Raw genomic sequence first — 21,473 nt, 5'->3', positions numbered from 1 at the left:
GAAGGTGGAGGGCATGAGCGGAGTACGGAGCGACGCCGGGCGGGTCGTCGTCATCGGAGCCGGGATCGCCGGGCTGGCCGCCGCCCACCGGCTGCTGGAGCGAGGCGCGCGGGTGACCGTGCTGGAGGCGTCCGACCGGGTCGGCGGCAAGCTGCTGCCCGGCGAGATCGCGGGCGTGCGGGTCGACCTCGGCGCCGAGTCCCTGCTGGCGCGCCGCCCCGAGGCGGTCGGCCTCGCGCGGGAGGCCGGCCTCGCCGACCGGCTCGAACCGCCGGCCACCGCGACCGCCGCGCTCTGGACCCGCGGCGCCCTGCGCCCCATGCCCAAGGGCCACGTCATGGGCGTGCCCGGCACCGCCGCCGCCCTGGCCGGAGTGCTCTCCGAGGAGGGCCTGCGCCGCATCGAGCGGGACGCCGAACTGCCCCGCACCGAGGTCGGCGACGACGTGGCGGTGGGGGAGTACGTCGCCGCCAGGCTGGGCCGCGAGGTCGTCGACCGCCTCGTCGAACCCCTGCTCGGCGGGGTCTACGCGGGCGACGCGTACCGCATCTCCCTGCGCTCCGCCGTCCCCCAGCTCTTCCAGGCCGCCCACACCCACGACTCGCTCACCGAGGCGGTCCGCGAGATCCAGGCCAAGGCGGCGGCGAACCCGCTGACCGGCCCGGTGTTCATGGGCCTGCGGGGCGGCGTCGGCACCCTGCCCCTGGCGGTGGCCGACTCCGTGCGGGCGCGCGGCGGGGAGATCCTGACCCGGACGGCGGCCACGGAGCTGCGCCGCCGGCCCGGCGGCGGCTGGCTCGTCACGGCCGGCGACCGGGTGCTGCCCGCGGACGCCGTGGTCGTCGCCGTCCCCGCGCCGGCCGCGGCCGGACTGCTGCGCGCCGAGGCCCCCGCCGCCGCGGCCGAGCTGACGGCCGTGGAGTACGCGTCGATGGCGCTGATCACCCTCGCCTACCGGCGCGCCGACATCCGCCTCCCCGAGGGCAGCGGCTTCCTGGTCCCGCCGGTCGACGGACGGACCATCAAGGCGTCCACGTTCGCCTCGCAGAAGTGGGGCTGGATCGCCGAGGAGGACCCGGAGACGGTGGTGCTGCGCACCTCCGTGGGACGCCACGGCGAGACGGAGATCCTGGACCGCGACGACGCCGGCCTCGTCGCCGTCTCCCGGCAGGACCTCGCGGCGGCCACCGGCCTCGACGCCACGCCGGTCGCCACCCGCGTCACCCGCTGGGACGGCGGCCTGCCGCAGTACCCGGTCGGGCACCACGCGCGCGTGGCCCGCATCCGCGGCCACGTCGCCGGACTGCCGGGACTGGCCGTGTGCGGCGCGGTGTACGACGGTGTCGGCGTTCCCGCCTGCATCGCGAGCGCGTACGCCGCGGTGGACCAGCTGGGCGGTGACCTGCGCGGTGTGCAGGAGCTCACCGCCCACCCGGTGCAGAGCCTGCACGGCGGAGCGGGAGAATGAGGGCATGAGTGACGACGCCACCACCACCGGACGGGTCCCGAACAAGGGCAAGCTGGCCAAGGACCTCAACGAGGTCATCCGCTACACCCTGTGGTCCGTGTTCAAGCTGAAGGACGTGCTCCCCGAGGACCGCGCGGGCTACGCCGACGAGGTCCAGGAGCTGTTCGACCAGCTCGCCGCGAAGGACGTGACCATCCGCGGCACCTACGACGTCTCGGGCCTGCGCGCCGACGCCGACGTGATGATCTGGTGGCACGCCGAGACCAGCGACCAGCTCCAGGAGGCGTACAACCTCTTCCGCCGCACCAGGCTGGGCCGTGCCCTGGAGCCGGTGTGGTCCAACATGGCGCTGCACCGCCCCGCCGAGTTCAACCGCTCACACATCCCGGCGTTCCTCGCCGACGAGACGCCGCGCGACTACGTCAGCGTCTACCCGTTCGTGCGCTCCTACGACTGGTACCTGCTGCCCGACGAGGACCGCCGCCGGATGCTCGCCGACCACGGCAAGATGGCCCGCGGCTACCCGGACGTCCGCGCCAACACGGTCGCCTCGTTCTCGCTCGGCGACTACGAGTGGATCCTCGCCTTCGAGGCCGACGAGCTGTACCGCATCGTCGACCTCATGCGCCACCTGCGCGCCTCGGAGGCCCGGATGCACGTCCGCGAGGAGGTCCCGTTCTTCACGGGCCGCCGCAAGTCGGTCGCCGACCTGGTCGCCGGACTGGCCTGACGCCCGGCGGCGCGGGGCCGCGCACCGCCCCGCGGACGGGCCGGCGGTCCTACCGGCCGGTCCCCGGCTCGGGTTCCGGGCGTGGCGCGCACGCCGCCCGCCGCCCCGGAACCCACCCCTCCATCAGATACGCGTCGACGTACCCGTTGACGCAGGCGTTGGGCCCACCCACGAGCCCGTGCGTCCCCGCGTCCCGCTCCGTCACCAGCACCGACCCCGACAGCCGCCGGTGCAGCTCCAGCGCCCCCTCGTACGGCGCGGCGGCGTCCCGCTCCGCCGCCAGGATCAGCGTCGGCGGCAGCTCCCCGGGCCCCGTCCGCACGTCCAGCGGCTGCTGACGCGGCGCGGGCCAGTACGCGCAGGGCAGGTTCATCCACACGTTGTCCCACGTCTCGAACGGCGCCACCCGCGCCAGCCGGGTGTTGTCCCGGTCCCACACCGCCCAGTCCGTCGGCCAGGGCGCGTCGTTGCACTCCACGGCCGTGTAGACCGCGCTCGAGTTCTCCGCCGCGGGCGAAGCCTTCCGGCGCGGACCGGCCAGGTCGATCAGCGGCTGCGGATCGCCCTTCAGATACGCCGACAGCGCCCGCGCTCGCGCCGGCCAGTGGTCGTCGTGGTACCCGGCCTGGAGGAACAGGCTCTGCAACTGCCCCGACCCGACCCGCCCGCCGGCCGGCTCCGCGGCGAGCCGCGCCCGCGCCAGGTCGTAGCCCTGCTGCACGTCCTGCGCCCGGGCGCCCAGCCCGTACACGTCGTGGTGCTTGGCGATCCAGTCCTTGAAATCCGCCCAGCGGTCCTCGAACGCGGCCGACTGGGCGAGGTTGTTGCGGTACCAGACGTCCGACGGGTGCGGGTTCACCGCCGAGTCGAACACCATCCGCCGCACATGCGAGGGGAACAGCGTCGCGTACAGCGCCCCGAAGTAGGTGCCGTACGACGAGCCGATGAAGTTGAGCCGGTCCTCGCCCAGCGCCGCGCGCAGTACGTCGAGGTCGCGGGCGTTGTTGAGGGAGTGGTAGTGGCGCAGCGCGTCGCCGGAGCGCTCCAGGCAGCCGCGGGCGTATGCCTTCGCCTTCGCGATGCGGTCGCGCTTGTACGACTCCGAGGGGTGCGCCGGGGACTGGGTGGGGCCCTTGAAGACCTGCGCGGGGTCCTGGCAGGACAGCGGCGCCGAACGGCCGACACCGCGCGGGGCGTAGCCGACCAGGTCGTAGGCGGCGGCGATCCGCTTCCACTTGGGAAGCATGCCGACCAGCGGGAAGTGGTAGCCGGAGGCGCCGGGGCCACCCGGGTTGTAGACCAGGGCGCCCTGCCGGGTCACCTGGCGCTCGCCGTCCTGCGGGTCGCGCTCGGTGGCGGGCACCCGGCTGACGGCGAGCTGGATCTGTCTGCCGTCCGGCTGCGCGTAGTCGAGCGGAACGGTCACGGTGCCGCACTCCATGCTGGCCGGCATGTCCCGCCCCGCCGTGCACCGGCCGAACCGGACCCCTTTGGCCGCGGCCCGGGCGACGGCCACCGCGGTGCCGCGTACCTCGGCGGCGGCCACCGGGGTCTTGGGCGCGCTGTCGGCGGGAGCGGCGGCGAGGGTGGTCAGCAGCAGGGACCCGGCGGCCGTGTAGAGGGCGGCAGCTCTCATCGCGTACTCCCTTTCGGTGCGCGGCAGCGACAAAAGGGAAGTTTCGTTTGGTTCTTGGCGAAGGCAAGCACCGCCCGCCCGGTGTCGGCGCCCGTGCTTCCGTACGCCCCCTGAATGGGTCTCCCCGGGCGCGGGCGCGGCCCGCCGTCAGCCGCGCCGGACGGGCCCTCGCCGGGCGAATGCCGCCCGCAGCTCGGGCTCGCCGACCGCGCCGACCCCGCGGACGGCGACCGTGGTGAGGTAGGCGCGGTCGCCGTCCGCGTCAGCGGAGTGCCGGGCCAGCCGGCCCAGCAGCCGCTGCCCGGCCGGGGAGGCCCAGTGCGAGTACGGGTGCGCCTCTATGCGGGCCAGGGCGAGGCAGCTCAGCGTGAGGGCGAGGGGCAGCGCGAACCAGAAGGCGACCAGGTGGCGCGGCATGCCCGGCTCGACCGGCAGCAGCAGCGCCGTCACCCCCAGCGCGACCACGGCCAGCGCGGCGAACCGCACCCGCCGCACGCCCGCCGCGACCGTCGTACCGGCCCCGGCCGGGACGGCGAGACCCGCGCGGACCAGCCGGTCGGCGAGCCCGCGCACCGCCTCGGTGGCGGCCGCGGCGGCCCGCACCGGGGCGATCGGGGACTGCCCCTCCGGGCCGATGGCCCCTATCACCGAACGCTCCATCTCGTCGCGCCCGCGCGGGTCGACGACGGTCGCCCAGCCGGTGTGCGCGAGCAGCAGCCGGCGCTGGCGGGCCATCGAGACCAGCGTCAGTTCGGCGACCCGCGCGGGCCCGCCGGAGAGGAACGCGGCCTCGTAGAGCGTCAGCTCGTGCGTTCCGCCCGTGTCCGCGTCGGTGCCGGCGGCGTGCACGGCGGCCAGACACAGCAAGGTGCACGCCGTACCGGCGGCGACCCAGGCGAGCAGCAGGAGGATGACCCAGAACATGCCGCGTTTCTATGCCGGTGATCGCGTCGAGCGCCATCCCCTGTTCATCATCCGGACAGAGTGTCGCGGGTATGTGACGTTCCGCAGTACGAGCCGGGCAGGCCGGCGGCTCCCGTCGCTCAGCGCCCCAGCAGCACCCGGCGGGCGCCGCGCGCCAGCCGTGCCGCCGGACGTGCCGAACGCGGCGCCGGGCCCGAGCGCTCCCGCCACCACGCCCGCATCTCCCGCCGTACCCGCGCCTGCAGACGGCCCGAGTCCAGCAGGTGCTCGGCGAAGTCCAGGGCGTCCCGCCGGTAGCCGCCGGTCATCGGACGCCGGTGCGCGTACGCGAGGAACTCCGTCCGGTACGCGTCCCCGAGCAGATCCGGCAGTTCCGGGGCCACCTTCGCCACGACACCCGCCCGCTTCCCGGCGAGCGCCCGCGTCTGCACCCGCAGCCGGGCCCGGTCGAACCCCTCCGGGGCGGGTGTCCCGGCGACGAGCGCGGAGAGCAGCGCGGCCTGGGCGAGACCGAGCCGTTCGCGCACGCCGTCCGGGACGGCGGTCGCGGCGGTGGCCGCCGGGCGCGGCGCGGAGGTCCCCGCCGTCGCCGCCCCGGCCGCCCGCGACTGCCCCCGGCCCTTGCGCAGGGCCTCCCGGATGGCCGCCAGCTCGCCCTCCAGCTCGGCCGGTTCGGGGAAGTTCTCGTCCCGCTCCAGCAGCACCCCGGCCGGTGCCACCCGCGACGCCAGGTCGGTCAGGATGTCCAGGACCGGCCGGGGCACGGGGTGGGCGTGGCTGTCGTGCCAGACGCCGTCACGTTCGAAGCCGCCCGCGACATGGACGTACGCGATGGCCTCCACGGGGAGTTCGGCCAGCGCCTTGGCCGGGTCCTCGCCCCGGTTGACGTGGTTGGTGTGCAGGTTGGCCACGTCGATCAGCAGGCGTACGCCGGTACGGTCGGCCAGCTCGTACAGGAACTGTCCCTCCGTCATCTCCTCACCCGGCCACGAGAACAGCGCGGCGATGTTCTCCACCGCCAGCGGCACCGGCAGCGCGTCCTGCGCGATCCGCACGTTCTCGCACAGCACGTCGAGCGCGTCCCGGGTGCGCGGCACCGGCAGCAGGTGGCCCGCCTCCAGCCGGGGTGACGCGGTCAGCGGTCCGCCCGCGCGGACGAACGCGATGTGCTCGGTGACCAGCGGCGACCCCAGCGCCTCGGCCCGCTCGGCCAGCGCCGACAGCCGGCCCGGATCCGGCCGGTCGGCGCCGCCGAGGCCGAGCGCGACGCCGTGCGGCACCACGGTCACCCCGCGCTCGCGCAACCGCCGCAGCGAGTCCGGCAGATGGCCGAGGCAGACGTTCTCGGCGACGACCTCGACCCAGTCGATGCCCGGCATCGCCTCCACGGCGTCCGCGATCTCCGGCCGCCACCCGATCCCCGTCCCCAGTCGCTGCACGCTTCCCCCACCTCCACGTTCTCGCACGGCGTTCCGCACACCGCGTGAGGGGGGTATGGCCACACCGCCGGGGCCCGAACCCTGCGGGCCGCGCCTTCAGAGCAACATTTGAGGTTCCGGCCCCGCCCGTCGCGGAGAACCCGAGAGGCCCGGCGCCGCCCGCCTCAGACCCTGCGGTAGCGGGCGAGAGCGACGGAGAACAGACCGAAGACGGCCAGACCGAGCGCCACCAGGGACAGCAGCCAGGGCCCGGCCGGGGCGTCGGCGAGAGCGCGCAGCGTGCCGTCCAGGCCCTTGGCCCGGTCGGGGTCGTAGTCCACCGCGGCGATCACCACGAAGACGCCCGCCGCCGCGTAGACCAGCCCGCGGGCCACACCGCCGGTGACGCCGAGGACGTCCACCACGCGGCGGACCCGGCGGGACATGTCCGCCCGCTTGAGGTGCTTGTGGAAGGTGCGCCGGACCGCGCGCACCCCGATGCCCACGCCGACCCCCAGGACGACGAGGCCCGCGACGCCGACGAGCCAGCGGCCCAGGGGGAGTTCGAGAGCGCGGGCGGTGAGGTCGCGTGAGGTCGCGTCGCTTCCCTCGTCGTTCCTGGAGGAGGTCACGAACGACAGCACGGAGGACGCCACGAAGCCGTAGAAGACGCAGCGCCCGGCGTTCAGGGCGCGCTTGGACGCCTTGCGGCCGTCCGGGCCGGAGGCTCCGAACAGGGCCTCGGACAACCGCCACAGCGCCATCCCGATCAGGCCGATCCCGATCGCCCACACCAGCGCCTCACCGAACGGCTGCCGCGCCAGCTCCTGGACGGCTCCGCTGCTGTCCGCCTGCCTGGCGCCGCCGCCATGGGCGATGCGCAGGGCCAGCAGCCCTATCAGCAGGTAGATCGTGCCGCGGGCCACCAGGCCCCAGCGGGCCCCGGCGTCGACGACGGAACCGTTCGCCGCCCGGCGGGCCCTCGCGGCCCCCTTGCCTCGCGTCACGGATGCTCCGGTCGCCATGGCCGCCACCCTTCTGTCGTGGATCCGCCCGGCGGTGTTCGACGCCGGCGAAGGCCCGGATGCCCGGGGCGGGACGGGATATGCGTCCGCCCCGGGCAGGGAAGCCGGCACCTGCTCGCGGGCCGGCGCGGTCAGCGGCGGCGCAGCCGGCCGAGCAGGGTGCGGGCCTGCGCCCGGGTACGGGGGTCCGAGGCCGCGCGCCGCGCCGACGCGATGGCCCGCCGGCCCTGAGGGGTGCGGCTGTACTGCTTGATCCGGTTGATGATGCCGGGCATGACACCTCCATGGTCGCTGTGCGGTGAGAAGCTGTAGGCCTCCTCTTCGCTGCGTCTACCCGCGCGACGCCGTCGGACGCAGCGCGGACGGACGGGGGTTGCCCAAGAGCCCGTGGACGTAGTGCGTTTGTCCGGAGCGGAATCGGCAACGCGCTCTCCATGGCGAACACACAAGAGCGAGAAGGCAAGACCGCGCAGGCCGCCCGTACGGCGAAGACGGCCGCGTCGAAGACCGGGGACAAGGCCGCCTCGTCGGGCACCACCGCCGCGCGGGCCGCGCGTTCGGCGTCCGAGGGCGGATCGCGGGCGGTGGCGGCCGCGGGCACCGCGCTCGCGACCACCAAGGACACCGTGGTGTCGACCGCCGGTCAGGTGGCCACCGCCGCCACGACGGCATGGACGGTCATCAAGGCCCGCAAGCTGATCGCGACCGGTGCCGCGACGGGTGTGACGGCCCTCGCCACCCTGTCCTTCGCGGCGGGCCGGGTCTCCGCGCGCCGCGGGCACGGGCCGATCACGCGGCTGACCGGCGGACGCTTCTGACCGCGCGGAACCCGCGGCCCCCGGGGGCCCTGAAAGGCTGCCGGCAGGCGCGCCGGCCATGTCCGTACCGCACGACGGCGAGCCCGCGGCCTGCTCGTGACATGGCCGAGCCCGCGCACACCCGCTAACGCAGCGCCGGATGCTGGGCGACCACCGTGCAGGAGCCGGGCGCGATCTCCGTGAACCCGGCGTCCCGCACCACCGGCAGGCCGCTCGCGGTCAGCGCGCGCCAGCGCGCCGGGTCCGCGGTGCGCACGGCGAGCGGGAAACCGGCGTCCCGCCAGGCCGCGCGCTCCTCGTCCGGCAGCGCCCACCAGGCCAGTTGGGCGCCGTGCCCGGCCTGCGCCATGGCCTTGCCGGCCGACATCTCCACCTCCGGGCTCATCCACAGCACCGGCGTGCCCGGGTCGGCCGCGGTCGGCCGCTCCGGGTCGTCGAGGTCGGTGCCGGACACCTGGAGCTTGGCCAGTTCCTTCGGCCAGCCGTCCAGCGGCACCGGTGGGAAGACCCGCACCTCCGCCGACTTCCCGGTGACCGTGATCCCGGGCAGCGTCTCCGCTCGCCGCCACTCCGCGCCGCGGGCCCGGCGGACGACCTTGCGGATCCGGGCGTCCTGCCAGTCCCGCACGGCCTGCGCCCACTCGCCGTCCCTTAGCGACCGCTCGTCGGACAGCATCACGAGCACCGCCTTGGCGGCCGTCTCCAGCGCGTCGGTGCGCGCCGGGGGCTCGGCCCGCTCGATGCGCACGACCAGCGGGAGAACGAACTGCGGGGCCTCGTCACGGGCCGAGCGGACGGGACGGAAGGGACTGTCGCCGGGAACGGAGGAAGGATGTGTCACGTCCTTCAGTCTGCCAGGCGGAAGATCCGCGGGAGACGCCCGTCCCCGCCGGTCAGCCGGAGCAGGCGGTGCGCTGTGCCTCCTGCCACTCGCAGACGGGGCACAGGGTGATCCCCTTGTACGACTCGGCGTACTCCGTCGGCTCCCGGCACAGCACGCACTCCGCGTACGGCGGCCCGTCCGCCTTGGGCGGCCTGGTCGCGTCGATCAGGCAGTAGTCGTTGACCTCGGCCTCGCTCATACCCTCCAGGGTAGGCCTGGTCAGCGGGGTGCGGCACTGATCAGTTCGGACACCTTCACGAACCGGAAACCCCGGTGGCGCAGCTCGGGCACGATCGTGCGGATCGCCCGTTCGGTCGCGGGGGCGGCGCTCGTCGTGCAGTGCAGGACGACCACCGATCCGGGCCGGACGCCGTCCAGTACCTGCCGGGCCACCGCGTCGGCGTCCGTCGCGAAGGCGTCCCCGCCCACCACGTCCCACTGCACGGCGGTCACCCCGGTACCGGCGAGCGTCCGCAGGGCCCGCCGGTCGTAACAGCCGCCGGGGAAGCGGAAGTACGGCCTGGCGTCCGGGACGCCCACCGCGCGGAAGGCGGCGTAGGCCCGCTCCACGTCCGCGCGCATCAGCGGTTCGTCGACCGTGGGCAGGCCGTAGCAGTCCTCGGTGTAGGCGTAGTGGCTGTAGGAGTGGTTGGCGACCTCGAACAGCGGGTCCCGGCCGATGGAACGGGCCTGGACCGGATACTCCTCGGCCCACCGGCCCGTCATGAACACGGTGGCCGGCACCCTCAGCGCCCGCAGCGTGGCGATCAGCCGCGGATTGTCGAACCGCTCGCCCATGGCGGCTCGCGGCCCCTGGTCGGCGGTCATGTCGGCGTCGAAGGTGAGCGCGACGGTCTTGTCGCCGGGCGTCCGGGGCCCGTTGTGGAACACCGGCGTCATGCCGCCGGGGCCGGGCGCGAGGGTGGGTGGCCGGGCGGGGGAGGGAGAGCCGGGGGAGGGGGAGGCCGGGGAAGCGGAGGCTGAGGCCGGAGGGGCGGCCCGGGAGGCGGTACGGGCGGCCTCGGGCGCGCCGCACGCGGAGAGTGCGGCGCCGAGCGCACAGACGGCGACAATACGTCGTACAAGAACGATCATCATACGAACGTAAGCGGGCGAAGGGGAGGAATCGGCCCGCGTCGCCGTCGGTGCGCTCGGCGCCCGCCGGAACTCACCCGGCCGGGCGGCCGGGTGCCGTCGCTACTTGCGCCAGGGGCCCGTCACCGCGAACGTCGTACCGGGCGTGTAGCAGTTGACGTACATGGTCCGGCCGTCGGGGGAGAAGGTGACGCCCGCGAACTCGCCCCACTCCGGCTCGTCGTCGGTGCCGATGTTCTGCCGGCCGCGGGCCATCTCGTACACCTCCCCCTTCCGGGTGACGCCGAAGACGTGCTGGGCCCCGTTGCCGTCCTCGCTGACCATCAGGCCGCCGCTGGGCGCGAGGCAGATGTTGTCCGGGGACTCGCCGGGCAGCTGGACGTCCGTGTCCGGGCCGAAGACGATCACCAGGGTGAGACGGCGGCGGTCGGGGTCGTAGCGCCAGATCTGCCCGAAGTGGTCGGCGGCCGACCCCTCCCGGCTGCGGGCGTACGACGACACGAAGTACACGCTGCGCCCGCCCCAGTAGCAGCCCTCCAGCTTCTGCGCGCGGGTGACGCCCTTCTTGCCGTAGTCCTGGAGGCGGACCGGCGTCTTCGCGGCCAGCGGGTCCGGAACGTCCACCCACTCGACGCCGTCGAAGGAGGCGCCGGGTTCCTGCACGGCCGACAGGTCCGGCACGCCGGGGACCCGCATGGCCTGGAGGCTGCCGCCCGCGCGCAGGGCGCCGGTGCCGCCGAGCGGCTTGCGCGGCAGGAAGCGGTAGAAGAGGCCGAAGGGCTGGATGAACGCGTCCTCGGTCTCGTACACGATGCCGCTGCGCGGGTCGACGGCCACCGCCTCGTGCTGGAAGCGGCCCATCGCGGTCAGCGGGACCGCCCCGGTGCGGCGCGGGTCGGCCGGGTCGACCTCGAAGATGAACCCGTGGTCCTTGGCGTAGCCGTTCGTGCCCGCCTTGTCCTCGGTCTCCTCGCAGGTCAGCCAGGTGCCCCAGGGGGTCGGCCCGCCCGAGCAGTTGACGGCCGTGCCGGCGATGGCGACCCGCTCGGACAGCACCTCGTTGCGGGCGTCGAGAGTGAGCGCCGTACAGCCGCCCTTGCCCGCCGGGTCGTAGGTCAGGCCGTCGACCGTGGGGACGCCGAGTCTGGCGGTGGCGCGGTTCTCGTGGTTGCGGACCAGGTGGACGCGGCCGCGCCGGCCGGCCAGGGCGGTCATGCCGTCGTGGTTGGAGGGCACCGGGCCCTCGCCGGAGCGCAGCGGGTCGCCCTCGCGGGACAGCACCTTGTAGCGGAAGCCCTCCGGCAGGTCGAGCAGACCGTCCGGGTCGGGGACGAGCGGACCGTAGCCGGTGTGGCCCAGTTCCTGGGCGGCGGCCGTACCCGCGAAGAGCTCGGAGACGGCTCCGGTGAACGCGATGCCCACTCCCAGGGCGCCGGTGCGGGCGAGGGCCTGACGGCGGGTCACAGACATGGATGAACCTTCCTGCTGGCGGACAGGACAGTTGATCCGCTGTGTCTACCACTCGTATCGCGTCACGGGAACAACGCGCGTAGCACCATCACGTGTCGAGCGCGGGCGGCGGCGGGTGCTTCCCGTCCTGCTCCTGGCCCCGCTCCAGGAAGCGCAGCAGCTCCACCGGGATCGGCAGCACCAGCGTGGAGTTCTTCTCCGCCGCGACCGCCATCACCGTCTGGAGCAGCCGCAGCTGGAGCGCGGACGGCGCGTCGGCCATCTGATGGGCGGCCTCCGCCAGCTTCTTGGAGGCCTGCAGCTCGGCGTCGGCGTTGATGATCCGGGCCCGGCGCTCACGGTCCGCCTCGGCCTGCCGGGCCATGGAGCGCTTCATCGTCTCGGGCAGCGAGACGTCCTTGATCTCCACCCGGTCGACCTGGACGCCCCAGCCGACGGCGGGACTGTCGATCATCAGCTCCAGGCCCTGGTTGAGCTTCTCCCGGTTGGACAGCAGGTCGTCGAGGTCGCTCTTGCCGATGATGGAGCGCAGCGAGGTCTGGGCCATCTGGGAGACCGCGAACTTGTAGTCCTCGACCTTGATCAGCGCGCTCGGCGGGTCGACGACCTTGAAGTAGACCACCGCGTCCACCCGCACGGTCACGTTGTCGCGGGTGATGCCCTCCTGGGCGGGCACCGGCATCGTGACGATCTGCAGATTGACCTTGTGCATCCGGTCCACGAACGGAACGACCATGGTGAGCCCGGGCGGGCGCACACCGTCCAGGAGCCGTCCCAGCCGGAAGACCACTCCGCGTTCGTACTGCTTCACGACCCGTACCGCCGCCGCGACATAGACCACGCTCGCGGTGCCGACCGCCGCGGCCGCCGTCAGCAGCTCCTCCACCATGACGTCCCCCTCACCCAGAGGGCCGAATGTCCGATGCTGCAACGATATGCCCGGTGTCCGGTCCGGGGCCACGGCGGGCCCCGGACCGGACACCGGGCGGACGGCGGCTGCCTTGTCAGGCGGCCGTGGTGAGCTTCACCGGCTCTATGCCGGTGTGACTGTGCCGCTCGGCCCAGTTCTCCAGCGCCGTACGGCAGGCGTGGTCGAGGTGGTGCACGCCGGACAGGTCCAGCTCCACCGGGCGGTCCTGGGGCAGCGACTCCAGGCTGTCGAGGATCTTCGGCAGCCGCAGGAACGTCGCGTTGCCCGACAGGCACGCCTGGATCGGGCCGGCGCCCTTGTCGACGACCTCCAGCCTGACGTGCGAGGCCTCCCAGGCGGTCTTGACGACGGACAGGGCGAGACCGATCAGGACGCCCTCGAACATGTTCACCGCCACGATCGACACCGCGGTGACCACGAGGATCAGCGCCTCACCCTTGTGACTCCGCCACATGTCGACGATCTGGCGGAACGGGATCAGCTTCCAGCCCGCGTGGACCAGGATGCCGGCCAGGGCCGGAATGGGGATCAGGGCCAGGGCCCACGGCATCGCGGCGGCGAACAGCAGCAGCCACACGCCGTGCAGCACGCGGGAGGCCTTGGTCCTGGCGCCCGCGTTGACGTTGGCGGAGCTGCGCACGATCACCGCGGTCATCGGCAGCGCGCCGAGCAGACCGCAGACCGTGTTGCCCGTGCCCTGGGCGATCATCTCCTTGTCGTACTGGGTGCGCGGACCGTCGTGAAGCCGGTCCACGGCCGCGGCGCTGAACAGGCTCTCCGCCGAGGCGATCAGCGCGAAGGCGACGATCGTGCCCCAGATGGCCGGGCTCGCCAGCTCGCCGAAGGCCTCCGCCCCGGGCGGCTGGACGACGCCGAGCAGGCCCTCCACCTCCACGGTGGCGACCGGGAGACCGAAGGCGGCCGTGGCGACGGTGGCCAGGACCACCGCGGCGAGCGCGCCCGGCACGGACCGCACGGCCTTCGGCAGCTTCTTCCACAGCACGATGACCGCGATGGTGCCCGCGCCGATCGCGAGGGAGGTCAGCGCCTCGGTGCTGCCGAGAGCGTCCGCGAACGCCCCCGGCAGGCCCGCGATCTTGCCGACGCCGCTGTCCGGGGCCTCCAGGCCCGCCGCCGCGTATATCTGCCCGGCGATGATCACCAGGCCGATGCCGCAGAGCATGCCCTCGACGACGGCGACGGATATCGCCCGGAACCAGCGGCCGATCTTGAGGAAGCCCATGGCGAGCTGGAGCAGACCGGCGATCAGCACGATCACGCCGAGCGTGCCCACGCCGAACTCGCTGACGGCCTCGAAGACGATCACGGTCAGGCCGGCGGCCGGCCCCGACACCTGGAGGCTGCTCCCGGGCATGAGCCCGGTGAGCAGGCCGCCCACGATGCCGGTGACGAGTCCCAGCTCCGCCGGGACGCCGGAGGCGACCGCCACGCCGACGCACAGCGGCACGGCGACCAGGAAGACGACGACGGACGCGAGGAAGTCCTGCCGTATGTGGGGGAATTTGGTCATGGCGGGACTCACAGCGCTTCGAACGCGTCGGTGGCGGACCGGTGTTCGCGCACCTGGCCGGTGTGCACCTCGTAGTACCAGGCGTGCAGCCGGAGCCGGCCGTCCGTCAGACGGCTCTCGACACACGGGTAGGAGCGCAGCCGGAGCAACTGGGTCAGCACGTGGTGCTGCACGGCCTCGTTGACCGTCGGGTCCGCCGGGTCGGCGGTTCGCGGCTCGTCGGCGGCGTGCGCCAGCCAGTCGCGTACGGCGGGCACCGTGCTCAGGTCGTCACCGCGCACCAGCGCGCCGACGGCCCCGCAGTGGGAGTGCCCGCAGACCACGATGTCCTGGACGCCGAGGACCTCCACGGCGTACTCGATGGTGGCCGCCTCGCCGGTGGGGGTGCCGGAGGCGTAGGGGGGAACGATGTTGCCCGCGGTGCGCAGCTCGAACAGCTGGCCGGGGCGGGCGCCCGTGATCAGGGCCGGGACGACCCGGGAGTCCGAGCAGGTGATGAACAGGACCTCGGGGGACTGGCCCGCGGCGAGGGTGGCGAACTCCTCAGGGCGCCGGCCGAAGGCCCGGGCGTTGTCGATGAGGGGCTGCATGGTCTGGTGATTCCTCCTGGCGCGCGTGGGGCGCGTCGGGCGTGCATGGCAGATACAGAGGTGGGGGACTGCTCTGTGCTCAGCAGCGGAAGACCTGGAGCGCGGCCGGGGAGTGGGCGGTCGGCGATCTCGCCTCGTCGTACGCGGCACCGGGCGGGGGCGCGGCGAGGCCGGTCCCCGGTGTGCCGCGCACCGGCAGCGGCCGTCCGGCCGTGTCGGGTGCGGGGGTGGAGGGGCGGGTGCGGTCGCGGTGGTGCAGGAGACCGGTCGGGTCTCCGCAGAAGGGCGCCCGGTGGAGGTTGTGGTCCTCGGTGGTCCGCGCCGTAACGGAAGAGGGGATTCCGGCCGGGGTGATGGCCACGGGGTTACGGCTCGTGTACGCGTGTGCGAACGATGTGGCGACGACGAGACAGGGGAAGAGGAAAAGGACGGCGGCGAGGGCCGCTAACCCGGCCCGGGCCGTCGCGCCACGGAACATGCGGTCCCTCCCTCTGTGCCGACACCTCTAGCCCGGACCAATGATTGGTCAACGGCTGGTCAAGAAACACGTTAACCCTGCAAAGTTGTTTGCAGGGTTAACTTGGTGTTTCGAGCGGAAGAGAGCCCAAAAAGCGCAGGTTGCATGGCCGGAACAAGACCTTGATCTTGTTCCGGGGGGCCGGGTGGGGCCGTCGGGTCCGGTAAAGGGCCGTCAGCCGGTCTCGGCGGTTTCCACCAGGCGCTTGGCGTCGCGGGCGAGCGCGGTCAGACGCGAGATCGCCCGGAAGTACTTCTTGCGGTAGCCGCCCTTCAGCATCTCCTCGCTGAACAGCCGGTCGAACGGCAGCCCCGAGGCCAGCACCGGCACCTCACGGTCGTAGAGCCGGTCCGCGAGGACCACGAGCCGCAGCGCGGTCGACTGGTCGGGCACCGGGCGGACATCGGTCAGGCAGACCGCCGTGATCCCGTCGGTCAGCGCGCCGTAGCGGCTGGGGTGGACGCGCGCCAGGTGGTCCAGCAACTGCGGGAAGTCGTCGAGCGAGGCGCCCTCGGTGGCGTACGCCGTCTTCGTCACCCGCTCGTCCGAGTACGGCGCCGGAGCCTCCGGCAGACCGCGGTGACGGTAGTCCTCGCCGTCGATGCGCAGGGCGCGGAAGTGGGCGGACAGGCCCTGGATCTCCCGCAGGAAGTCGGCCGCCGCGAAACGGCCCTCGCCGAGCTTGCCGGGCAGGGTGTTCGAGGTCGCGGCCAGCGCCACGCCGGCCTCGACCAGCTTGCCGAGCAGCGTCGACACCAGGACGGTGTCGCCCGGGTCGTCCAGCTCGAACTCGTCGATGCACAGCAGGCGGTGCTCCGACAGGGTGCGCACCGTCTGCTGGAAACCGAGGGCGCCGACCAGGTTCGTCAGCTCCACGAAGGTGCCGAACGCCTTGCGGGACGGGTCGGCGGGGGTGGCGTGCCAGAGGGAGGCGAGCAGGTGGGTCTTGCCCACGCCGTAGCCGCCGTCGAGGTAGACGCCGCGCGGGCCCGCCGGGGGCTTCGGCGCCTTGGCCCGGCCGAAGCCGAGGAAGCCGCGGCGGACCGTGCCCTTCCCGGTGGCGTGCGCGCCGCCCAGCCCGGACGCGAAGGACTCCAGGACCCGGACGGCCTCGGTCTGGCTCGGCTGGTTCGGGTCCGGGATGTACGTGCTGAAGCGGACCGAGTCGAACCGGGGCGGCGGGACCATCTCCGCGACCAGGCGCTCCGCGGGGACGTGCGGTTCGCGGGAGCAGAGGGAGAGCGGGGTCGCCGCGTCGCCGGTGTCGGCTATCGGGGGGCGGTGGGCGGGGGCGGGGGTGTCGGACACGGTTATCCATGCTAGAGGGTGCCTGCGGGGGTGCCTGGTTTCGGGTGTTTCGCGGCTTCCAGGTCCGTCGTGGTCGATCGCGCAGTTCCCCGCGCCCCTGAGGTGGGCACTCCCGTCCTGTCTCGAGAAGTTCGGGTCGGCTGTCCCGTGGAACACTGCTGGACATGCGACGCCTGTTCCCCGGGGCCGATGAGGCCGAAGACCGCGAGTGGGGCCTTGCCGAGTTGGCGGAGGCCTATGCCTATCCCGAGCCGGGGCCGGGCGAGCCGGCGGCCTGGCTGCGGGCCAACATGGTGTCGACGCTGGACGGGGCCGCCCAGCACGACGGCCGGTCCCAGCCCATCTCCAGCGCGACCGACATGCGGGTCTTCGGCACCCTGCGGGCGCTGGCCGATGTGGTGGTGGTCGGTGCCGAAACGGTCCGCCAGGAGGGGTACCGCCCCGCACGCGCGCGTGCGGAGTTCGCGGCCATGCGGCAGGCGGCCGGACAGGGCCCGGCGCCGGCGATCGCGGTGGTCTCCGCGAGCCTGGACCTGGACTTCTCGCTGCCGCTGTTCACCTCGCCCCTGGTGCCCACACTGGTGCTGACCGGCGCCGCGGCCGCTCCGGACCGGGTCGCCGCCGCCGGGAAGGCCGGGGCCCGGGTGGTGATCGCCGGGGACGGCGTCGGCGTGGAGCCCGCCCGCGCCGTACGGGAGCTCGCCGGGCTGGGGTACACCCGGCTGCTGACCGAGGGCGGTCCGCGGCTGCTGGGGCAGCTGGTGGCGGCGGGGGTGCTGGACGAGCTGTGTCTGACGGTCTCGCCGATGCTCACCGCGGGGGACGCGCAGCGCATCGCCGGAGGGCCGGGGGTGGCGGTTCCGCAGCAGTTCGCACTGGTGTCCCTGCTGGAGGAGTCCGGGTTTCTCTTCTCCCGCTACCGCCGGTCGTGAGTTCGGTTGAATCCACTGTTCCGTTTAGGCGGAATGTACTGCTCCGTTTTACTTCCGCTGGGCACACTGGAACTCGCAGTACCCGTGCGAACACGGGGCAGGATGGTTTCCGCAGGGCCCGGTACGGCCCACGGAGGACAGAGGGCGTCGTAAGCCCTCGAAGGAGAAGGGGCGCCTGGTGTTCACAAGCGTATTGATGATCGAGAAGGCCCTGACGTCCGCCGACGTGGAGTTCGTCACCACCTTGCACGGCGACGAGCCGGTCCGCTTCCACGTGCTGCTCCAGCCGCGCGGCGAACAGGCGGACCGCCTGCTGCGCGCCATCGACGACCTCGCCCTGGGCGAACTGGAGGAGGCCGCGCGCGAGCGCGAGACCCCCGAGGGCGAGGAGGCCAGAACCGCCGGTGAGCAGGCGCTGGACGTGTCGCTGCAGGCGCTGCGCGCGGCGGGCAGCACCGCCGACGGCCGGCTCATCGAGGACCACCCGCTGGACGCGCTGAAGGGCCTGGTCGAGGAGACCGGCGCGGACGAGGTGATCGTGCTGACCGACCCGCACTACGTGGAGGAGTTCTTCCACCGGGACTGGGCGTCGCGGGCGCGCCACAAGGTGGGAGTACCGGTGCTCAAACTGTTCTCCCACAGCAAGGCATAGGCTTGGGCGGCACGCCCCCGGCCCGTCCGGCCCGGGTGTGCGCACATCCTGTACCGCATCTTGGGGAGAAGAACGCATGGCACCCGGCCTTCCTACCGCCATGGACCGACCGCACTTCATCGGCATCGGCGGCGCCGGGATGTCGGGCATCGCCAAGATCCTCGCGCAGCGCGGCGCCAAGGTCGCGGGCAGCGACGCCAAGGACTCGGCCACCGCCGAGGCGCTGCGCGCGCTGGGCGCGACGGTGCACATCGGGCACGCCGCCGAGCACCTGGCCGACGACGCCAGCTGCGTCGTCGTGTCCTCGGCGATCCGCGCCGACAACCCGGAGCTGGCCCGCGCGGCCGAGCTGGGCATCCCGGTGGTGCACCGGTCCGACGCCCTTGCCGCGCTGATGCTGGGCCTGCGCCCGATCGCGGTGGCCGGCACCCACGGCAAGACGACGACCACGTCGATGCTGGCGGTCTCCCTCGGCGAGCTGGGCCTGAAGCCGTCGTACGCCATCGGCGGCGACCTCGACGCGCCCGGCTCCAACGCGCTGCACGGCGACGGCGAGATCTTCGTCGCCGAGGCGGACGAAAGCGACCGCAGCTTCCACAAGTACGCGCCCGAGGTCGCCATCGTCCTCAACGTCGAGCTGGACCACCACGCGAACTACGCCTCGATGGACGAGATCTACGAGTCCTTCGAGACTTTCGCCGGGAAGATCGTCCCCGGCGGCACCCTGGTGATCTCCGCGGACCACGAGGGCGCGCGCGAGCTGACCCGCCGCCTCGCGGGCACGGTGCGGACGGTGACGTACGGCGAGTCGCAGGACGCCGACGTCCGCGTCCTGTCGGTCGTCCCGCAGGGGCTGAAGAGCGAGGTCACCGTCGAGCTGGACGGCGCGCCGCTCACCTTCACGGTCTCCGTCCCGGGCCGCCACTACGCCCACAACGCGGTCGCCGCCCTCGCGGCGGGCGCCGCCATGGGCATCCCGGCGGCCGAGCTGGCCCCGGCGCTGGCGGCGTACACCGGCGTCAAGCGGCGCCTGCAGCTGAAGGGCGAGGCCGCCGGGGTCCAGGTCGTCGACTCCTACGCCCACCACCCCACCGAGATGACCGCCGACCTGGAGGCGATGCGGGCCGCGGCCGGCGAGTCCCGCATCCTCGTCGTCTTCCAGCCGCACCTGTTCTCCCGCACCCAGGAGCTGGGCAAGGAGATGGGCCGGTCGCTGTCCCTGGCGGACGCCTCCGTCGTCCTCGACATCTACCCGGCCCGCGAGGACCCGATCCCCGGCATCACCAGCGAGCTGATCATCGACGCGGCCCGCACGGCCGGCGCCGAGGTGACGGCCGTGCACGACAAGGCCGAGGTGCCGGACGCGATCGCGGGAATGGCCCGCCCCGGTGATCTCGTTCTCACCATGGGCGCGGGCGATGTCACCGACCTCGGCCCGCGCATCCTGGACCGTCTGTCGAGCCTGTGAAGTGAGGGGCTGAAGCTCATGTCGTACGACGTCGAGAAGCCGGACGAGCAGTGGCGCGCGGAGCTGAGCCCGGCCGAGTACGCGGTGCTGCGCCAGGCCGCGACCGAGCCCGCGTTCACCGGTGAGTACACGGACACCAAGACGAAGGGTGTCTACTCCTGCCGCGCGTGCGGCGCTGACCTGTTCACCTCGGACACCAAGTTCGAGTCCCACTGCGGCTGGCCGTCCTTCTTCGACCCCAAGGACACCGACGCCGTCGAGCTGATCGAGGACCGGTCGCACGGCATGGTCCGCACGGAGGTGCGGTGCGCGCGGTGCGGGTCCCACCTGGGACACGTCTTCGAGGGCGAGGGCTATCCGACCCCCACCGACCAGCGGTACTGCATCAACAGCATCGCGCTGCGGCTGGCGCCGGACGGGGACTGAGCCGGAGTCGTCCACCGGCGGCGGCCGATCCGGCGATACTGGTCCCTTCGCACGAGGCGACCATGGGGAGCGGATCGGTGAACTCTGCTGGAGCAACGGGCCGTTGGGGCGAGAGCGGCGGTCGGGGAGGGCGGCACGCGGTCGTCGTGGGCGGGAGTCTCGCGGGGCTGCTCGCGGCGCACGTCCTCGCCGGGTACGCCGATCGGGTGACCGTCGTCGAGCGGGACCGGTTCCCGGACGGCACGAAGGCGCGGCCCGGTGTGCCGCAGAGCCGGCATCCGCACGTCCTGCTGGAGGGCGGGCAGGTGGCGCTGGAGTCGCTGCTGCCGGGTCTGCTGGCGGAGCTGCGGGCGGCGGGGGCGCCGCGGGTGGGTCTGCCGGCGGACCTGGTGCTGCGGCAGGGTGAGCGCTGGTTCCGCCGGGTGCCGGCGACGACGCACATCTACACCGGCTCCCGCGCGCAGCTGGAGGAGCTGGTACGGCGGCACGTGTTCGCCAACCCGGTGATCAGCGTGGTGGAGGGAGCGGACGTCGTCGGGCTCCTCGGCGACGCCTCGCGCGTGCGCGGCGTGCTGGTGCGGGACCGTACCGGCGACGCCCGCGCGGAGCAGCGGGCCATCGAGGCGGACCTGGTCGTCGACGCGTCCGGCAGCGGCACGAAGGCCCCGCAGTGGCTCACCGCGATCGGGGCCGACGCCCCGCGCGAGGAGACCATCGACACGGGACTCGCGTACGCCTCCCGCGTCTACCGCGGCCGCGGCGGCGTCCTCGACGGCGACACCCTCGGCTACTACGTCTATCCCACCCCCGACCAGGTCCACGCCGGCGGTGCGCTGCCGCTGGAGGACGGCACCCACCTGGTCATCGTCTCGGGGCTGCGCGGCGACGAACCGCCCACGGACGAGGACGAGTTCGTGGCCTACACCAAGAGGCTGCCGCACCCGCTCCTGCACCGGTGGCTCGAAGAGGCCGAACCGCTCTCGCCGCCGTTCGGCTTCCGGCGCACCGCGAACATCCGCCGCCGCTACGACCTGCCGGGCCGCCACCCGGCCGGGTTCCTCGCCACCGGCGACGCGCTGTGCACCTTCAACCCGATCTACGGGCAGGGCATGGCCGTCGCCGCGATGAGCGCGGTCGCCCTGCGCGACGCGCTCGCCGATCCGCGCCGCACGCCCACGACGCGGCGTGTGCAGCGGGCCGTCCTCGCGGCGTCCCGGCAGGCGTGGGACATCTCCGCCGGGGCGGACCGCGCGATGCCGGGCGCGGTCGGCAACGCGGTGGACGGAGGGCCCGCGGACCGCGTCGCCGGCTGGTACCTGCGGCGCGTCCAGGAGCGCTACTACGGCGACCCCGTAGTGGGCCGCGCCTTCCGCTCCGTACTGACCCTCTCCGCGCCCGTCACCGCCCTGTTCGCCGCACCCGTGGCCCGGGCCGCCCTCTTCGGCCCGCCCACGCCCACGCCCGCCGAGCCGCCGCTGGCGCCGGAGGCACCGCGGGCCTGACCCGAGCGCGCTCCGGCCACGCGAGCGGCGTGGCCGGGCTCATCCCCTCAGCGATCGTTTTCGGCTGATCGGCGATCGTTTTCGGCTGATAACGATCGTTGAGGGCGGTATCGACCGGGCGTTAGGGTGCGACGCGTACGCGACAGCCG

Annotated in this window: 22 protein-coding genes; 8 read left to right on the top strand and 14 right to left on the bottom strand. The window is 73.5% G+C overall.

The window, feature by feature from the left end; genetic code table 11:
• Positions 1-13: 13 nt before the first annotated feature.
• Complete coding sequence (hemG, locus tag AMK31_RS05360) at positions 14-1,468, top strand: protoporphyrinogen oxidase (RefSeq protein WP_073939206.1); 1,455 nt, start codon at positions 14-16, stop codon at positions 1,466-1,468.
• Positions 1,469-1,472: 4 nt separating this feature from the next.
• A complete protein-coding gene (gene hemQ / locus AMK31_RS05355; RefSeq protein WP_073939205.1) occupies positions 1,473-2,198 on the top strand; it encodes a hydrogen peroxide-dependent heme synthase in 726 nt (241 codons plus the stop codon).
• A 49-nt stretch (positions 2,199-2,247) separates the two neighbouring features.
• Here the strand turns inward: hemQ and AMK31_RS05350 are convergent, their stop codons facing one another.
• The 5 genes from AMK31_RS05350 to AMK31_RS40885 all read right to left on the bottom strand — a co-directional run bounded on the left by AMK31_RS05350 (position 2,248) and on the right by AMK31_RS40885 (position 7,476).
• On the bottom strand, positions 2,248-3,834 hold the full coding sequence (locus tag AMK31_RS05350) for an alpha/beta hydrolase (RefSeq protein WP_073939204.1): 1,587 nt from the start codon (positions 3,832-3,834) through the stop codon (positions 2,248-2,250).
• A 147-nt stretch (positions 3,835-3,981) separates the two neighbouring features.
• The gene (locus AMK31_RS05345; RefSeq protein ID WP_073939203.1) at positions 3,982-4,758 is read right to left on the bottom strand and encodes a TIGR04222 domain-containing membrane protein; all 777 of its coding nucleotides are present in this window, start codon (positions 4,756-4,758) and stop codon (positions 3,982-3,984) included.
• 119 nt (positions 4,759-4,877) lie between these two features.
• A complete protein-coding gene (locus AMK31_RS05340) occupies positions 4,878-6,197 on the bottom strand; it encodes a DUF692 domain-containing protein (RefSeq protein ID WP_073939202.1) in 1,320 nt (439 codons plus the stop codon).
• A gap of 164 nt (positions 6,198-6,361) precedes the next feature.
• A complete protein-coding gene (locus AMK31_RS05335; protein ID WP_073939201.1) occupies positions 6,362-7,201 on the bottom strand; it encodes a DUF1206 domain-containing protein in 840 nt (279 codons plus the stop codon).
• Between the two features lie 131 nt (positions 7,202-7,332).
• On the bottom strand, positions 7,333-7,476 hold the full coding sequence (locus tag AMK31_RS40885) for a hypothetical protein (RefSeq protein ID WP_198948424.1): 144 nt from the start codon (positions 7,474-7,476) through the stop codon (positions 7,333-7,335).
• 159 nt (positions 7,477-7,635) lie between these two features.
• Between AMK31_RS40885 and AMK31_RS05330 the strand changes: the two genes are divergently transcribed.
• Positions 7,636-8,019 carry a hypothetical protein gene (locus AMK31_RS05330; protein WP_073939200.1) on the top strand — a complete coding sequence of 128 codons (384 nt, stop codon included), beginning with the start codon at positions 7,636-7,638 and terminating at the stop codon, positions 8,017-8,019.
• A 124-nt stretch (positions 8,020-8,143) separates the two neighbouring features.
• Here the strand turns inward: AMK31_RS05330 and AMK31_RS05325 are convergent, their stop codons facing one another.
• The 9 genes from AMK31_RS05325 to zapE form a co-directional block, all read right to left on the bottom strand.
• Entirely contained in the window at positions 8,144-8,860 is a 717-nt protein-coding gene (locus AMK31_RS05325; protein WP_073939199.1) for a peptidyl-tRNA hydrolase, read from the bottom strand.
• Positions 8,861-8,912: 52 nt separating this feature from the next.
• Positions 8,913-9,101, bottom strand: coding sequence for a hypothetical protein (locus AMK31_RS05320; protein ID WP_073939198.1), 189 nt, complete (start codon positions 9,099-9,101; stop codon positions 8,913-8,915).
• Positions 9,102-9,121: 20 nt separating this feature from the next.
• Positions 9,122-9,997 carry a polysaccharide deacetylase family protein gene (locus tag AMK31_RS05315; RefSeq protein WP_073939544.1) on the bottom strand — a complete coding sequence of 292 codons (876 nt, stop codon included), beginning with the start codon at positions 9,995-9,997 and terminating at the stop codon, positions 9,122-9,124.
• 102 nt (positions 9,998-10,099) lie between these two features.
• Positions 10,100-11,467 (bottom strand): PhoX family protein, encoded by a 1,368-nt coding sequence (locus AMK31_RS05310; RefSeq protein ID WP_073939197.1) that lies wholly within the window; start codon positions 11,465-11,467, stop codon positions 10,100-10,102.
• An 88-nt stretch (positions 11,468-11,555) separates the two neighbouring features.
• Positions 11,556-12,356, bottom strand: a complete 801-nt coding sequence (locus AMK31_RS05305; protein WP_073939196.1) for a slipin family protein — start codon at positions 12,354-12,356, stop codon at positions 11,556-11,558.
• 115 nt (positions 12,357-12,471) lie between these two features.
• A complete protein-coding gene (locus AMK31_RS05300; RefSeq protein ID WP_073939195.1) occupies positions 12,472-13,929 on the bottom strand; it encodes a SulP family inorganic anion transporter in 1,458 nt (485 codons plus the stop codon).
• Positions 13,930-13,937: 8 nt separating this feature from the next.
• Positions 13,938-14,519, bottom strand: coding sequence for a carbonic anhydrase (locus tag AMK31_RS05295; RefSeq protein ID WP_073939194.1), 582 nt, complete (start codon positions 14,517-14,519; stop codon positions 13,938-13,940).
• A gap of 79 nt (positions 14,520-14,598) precedes the next feature.
• Positions 14,599-14,997, bottom strand: a complete 399-nt coding sequence (locus tag AMK31_RS05290; protein ID WP_073939193.1) for a hypothetical protein — start codon at positions 14,995-14,997, stop codon at positions 14,599-14,601.
• 213 nt (positions 14,998-15,210) lie between these two features.
• On the bottom strand, positions 15,211-16,344 hold the full coding sequence (gene zapE, locus AMK31_RS05285; RefSeq protein ID WP_073939192.1) for a cell division protein ZapE: 1,134 nt from the start codon (positions 16,342-16,344) through the stop codon (positions 15,211-15,213).
• A 164-nt stretch (positions 16,345-16,508) separates the two neighbouring features.
• On the opposite strand from zapE, the gene AMK31_RS05280 reads away from it, so the two are divergent.
• From AMK31_RS05280 to AMK31_RS05260, 5 genes are all read left to right on the top strand, one after another.
• Positions 16,509-17,276 carry a pyrimidine reductase family protein gene (locus AMK31_RS05280; protein WP_073939191.1) on the top strand — a complete coding sequence of 256 codons (768 nt, stop codon included), beginning with the start codon at positions 16,509-16,511 and terminating at the stop codon, positions 17,274-17,276.
• 178 nt (positions 17,277-17,454) lie between these two features.
• Complete coding sequence (locus tag AMK31_RS05275) at positions 17,455-17,928, top strand: indole-3-glycerol phosphate synthase (protein ID WP_107468524.1); 474 nt, start codon at positions 17,455-17,457, stop codon at positions 17,926-17,928.
• Between the two features lie 76 nt (positions 17,929-18,004).
• Positions 18,005-19,396: a UDP-N-acetylmuramate--L-alanine ligase gene (gene murC, locus AMK31_RS05270; RefSeq protein ID WP_073939189.1), complete on the top strand. Its 1,392-nt coding sequence runs from the start codon at positions 18,005-18,007 to the stop codon at positions 19,394-19,396.
• A gap of 18 nt (positions 19,397-19,414) precedes the next feature.
• Positions 19,415-19,822, top strand: coding sequence for a peptide-methionine (R)-S-oxide reductase MsrB (gene msrB, locus AMK31_RS05265; RefSeq protein WP_073939188.1), 408 nt, complete (start codon positions 19,415-19,417; stop codon positions 19,820-19,822).
• A gap of 146 nt (positions 19,823-19,968) precedes the next feature.
• Positions 19,969-21,324, top strand: coding sequence for an FAD-dependent oxidoreductase (locus AMK31_RS05260; protein ID WP_073939187.1), 1,356 nt, complete (start codon positions 19,969-19,971; stop codon positions 21,322-21,324).
• Positions 21,325-21,473 lie beyond the last annotated feature (149 nt).

Origin of the sequence: Streptomyces sp. TSRI0107, assembly GCF_001905845.1 — a bacterium.
In the GTDB taxonomy this organism is placed as follows: Bacteria; Actinomycetota; Actinomycetes; order Streptomycetales; family Streptomycetaceae; genus Streptomyces.
This window is presented reverse-complemented; position numbering and strand designations above follow the sequence as displayed.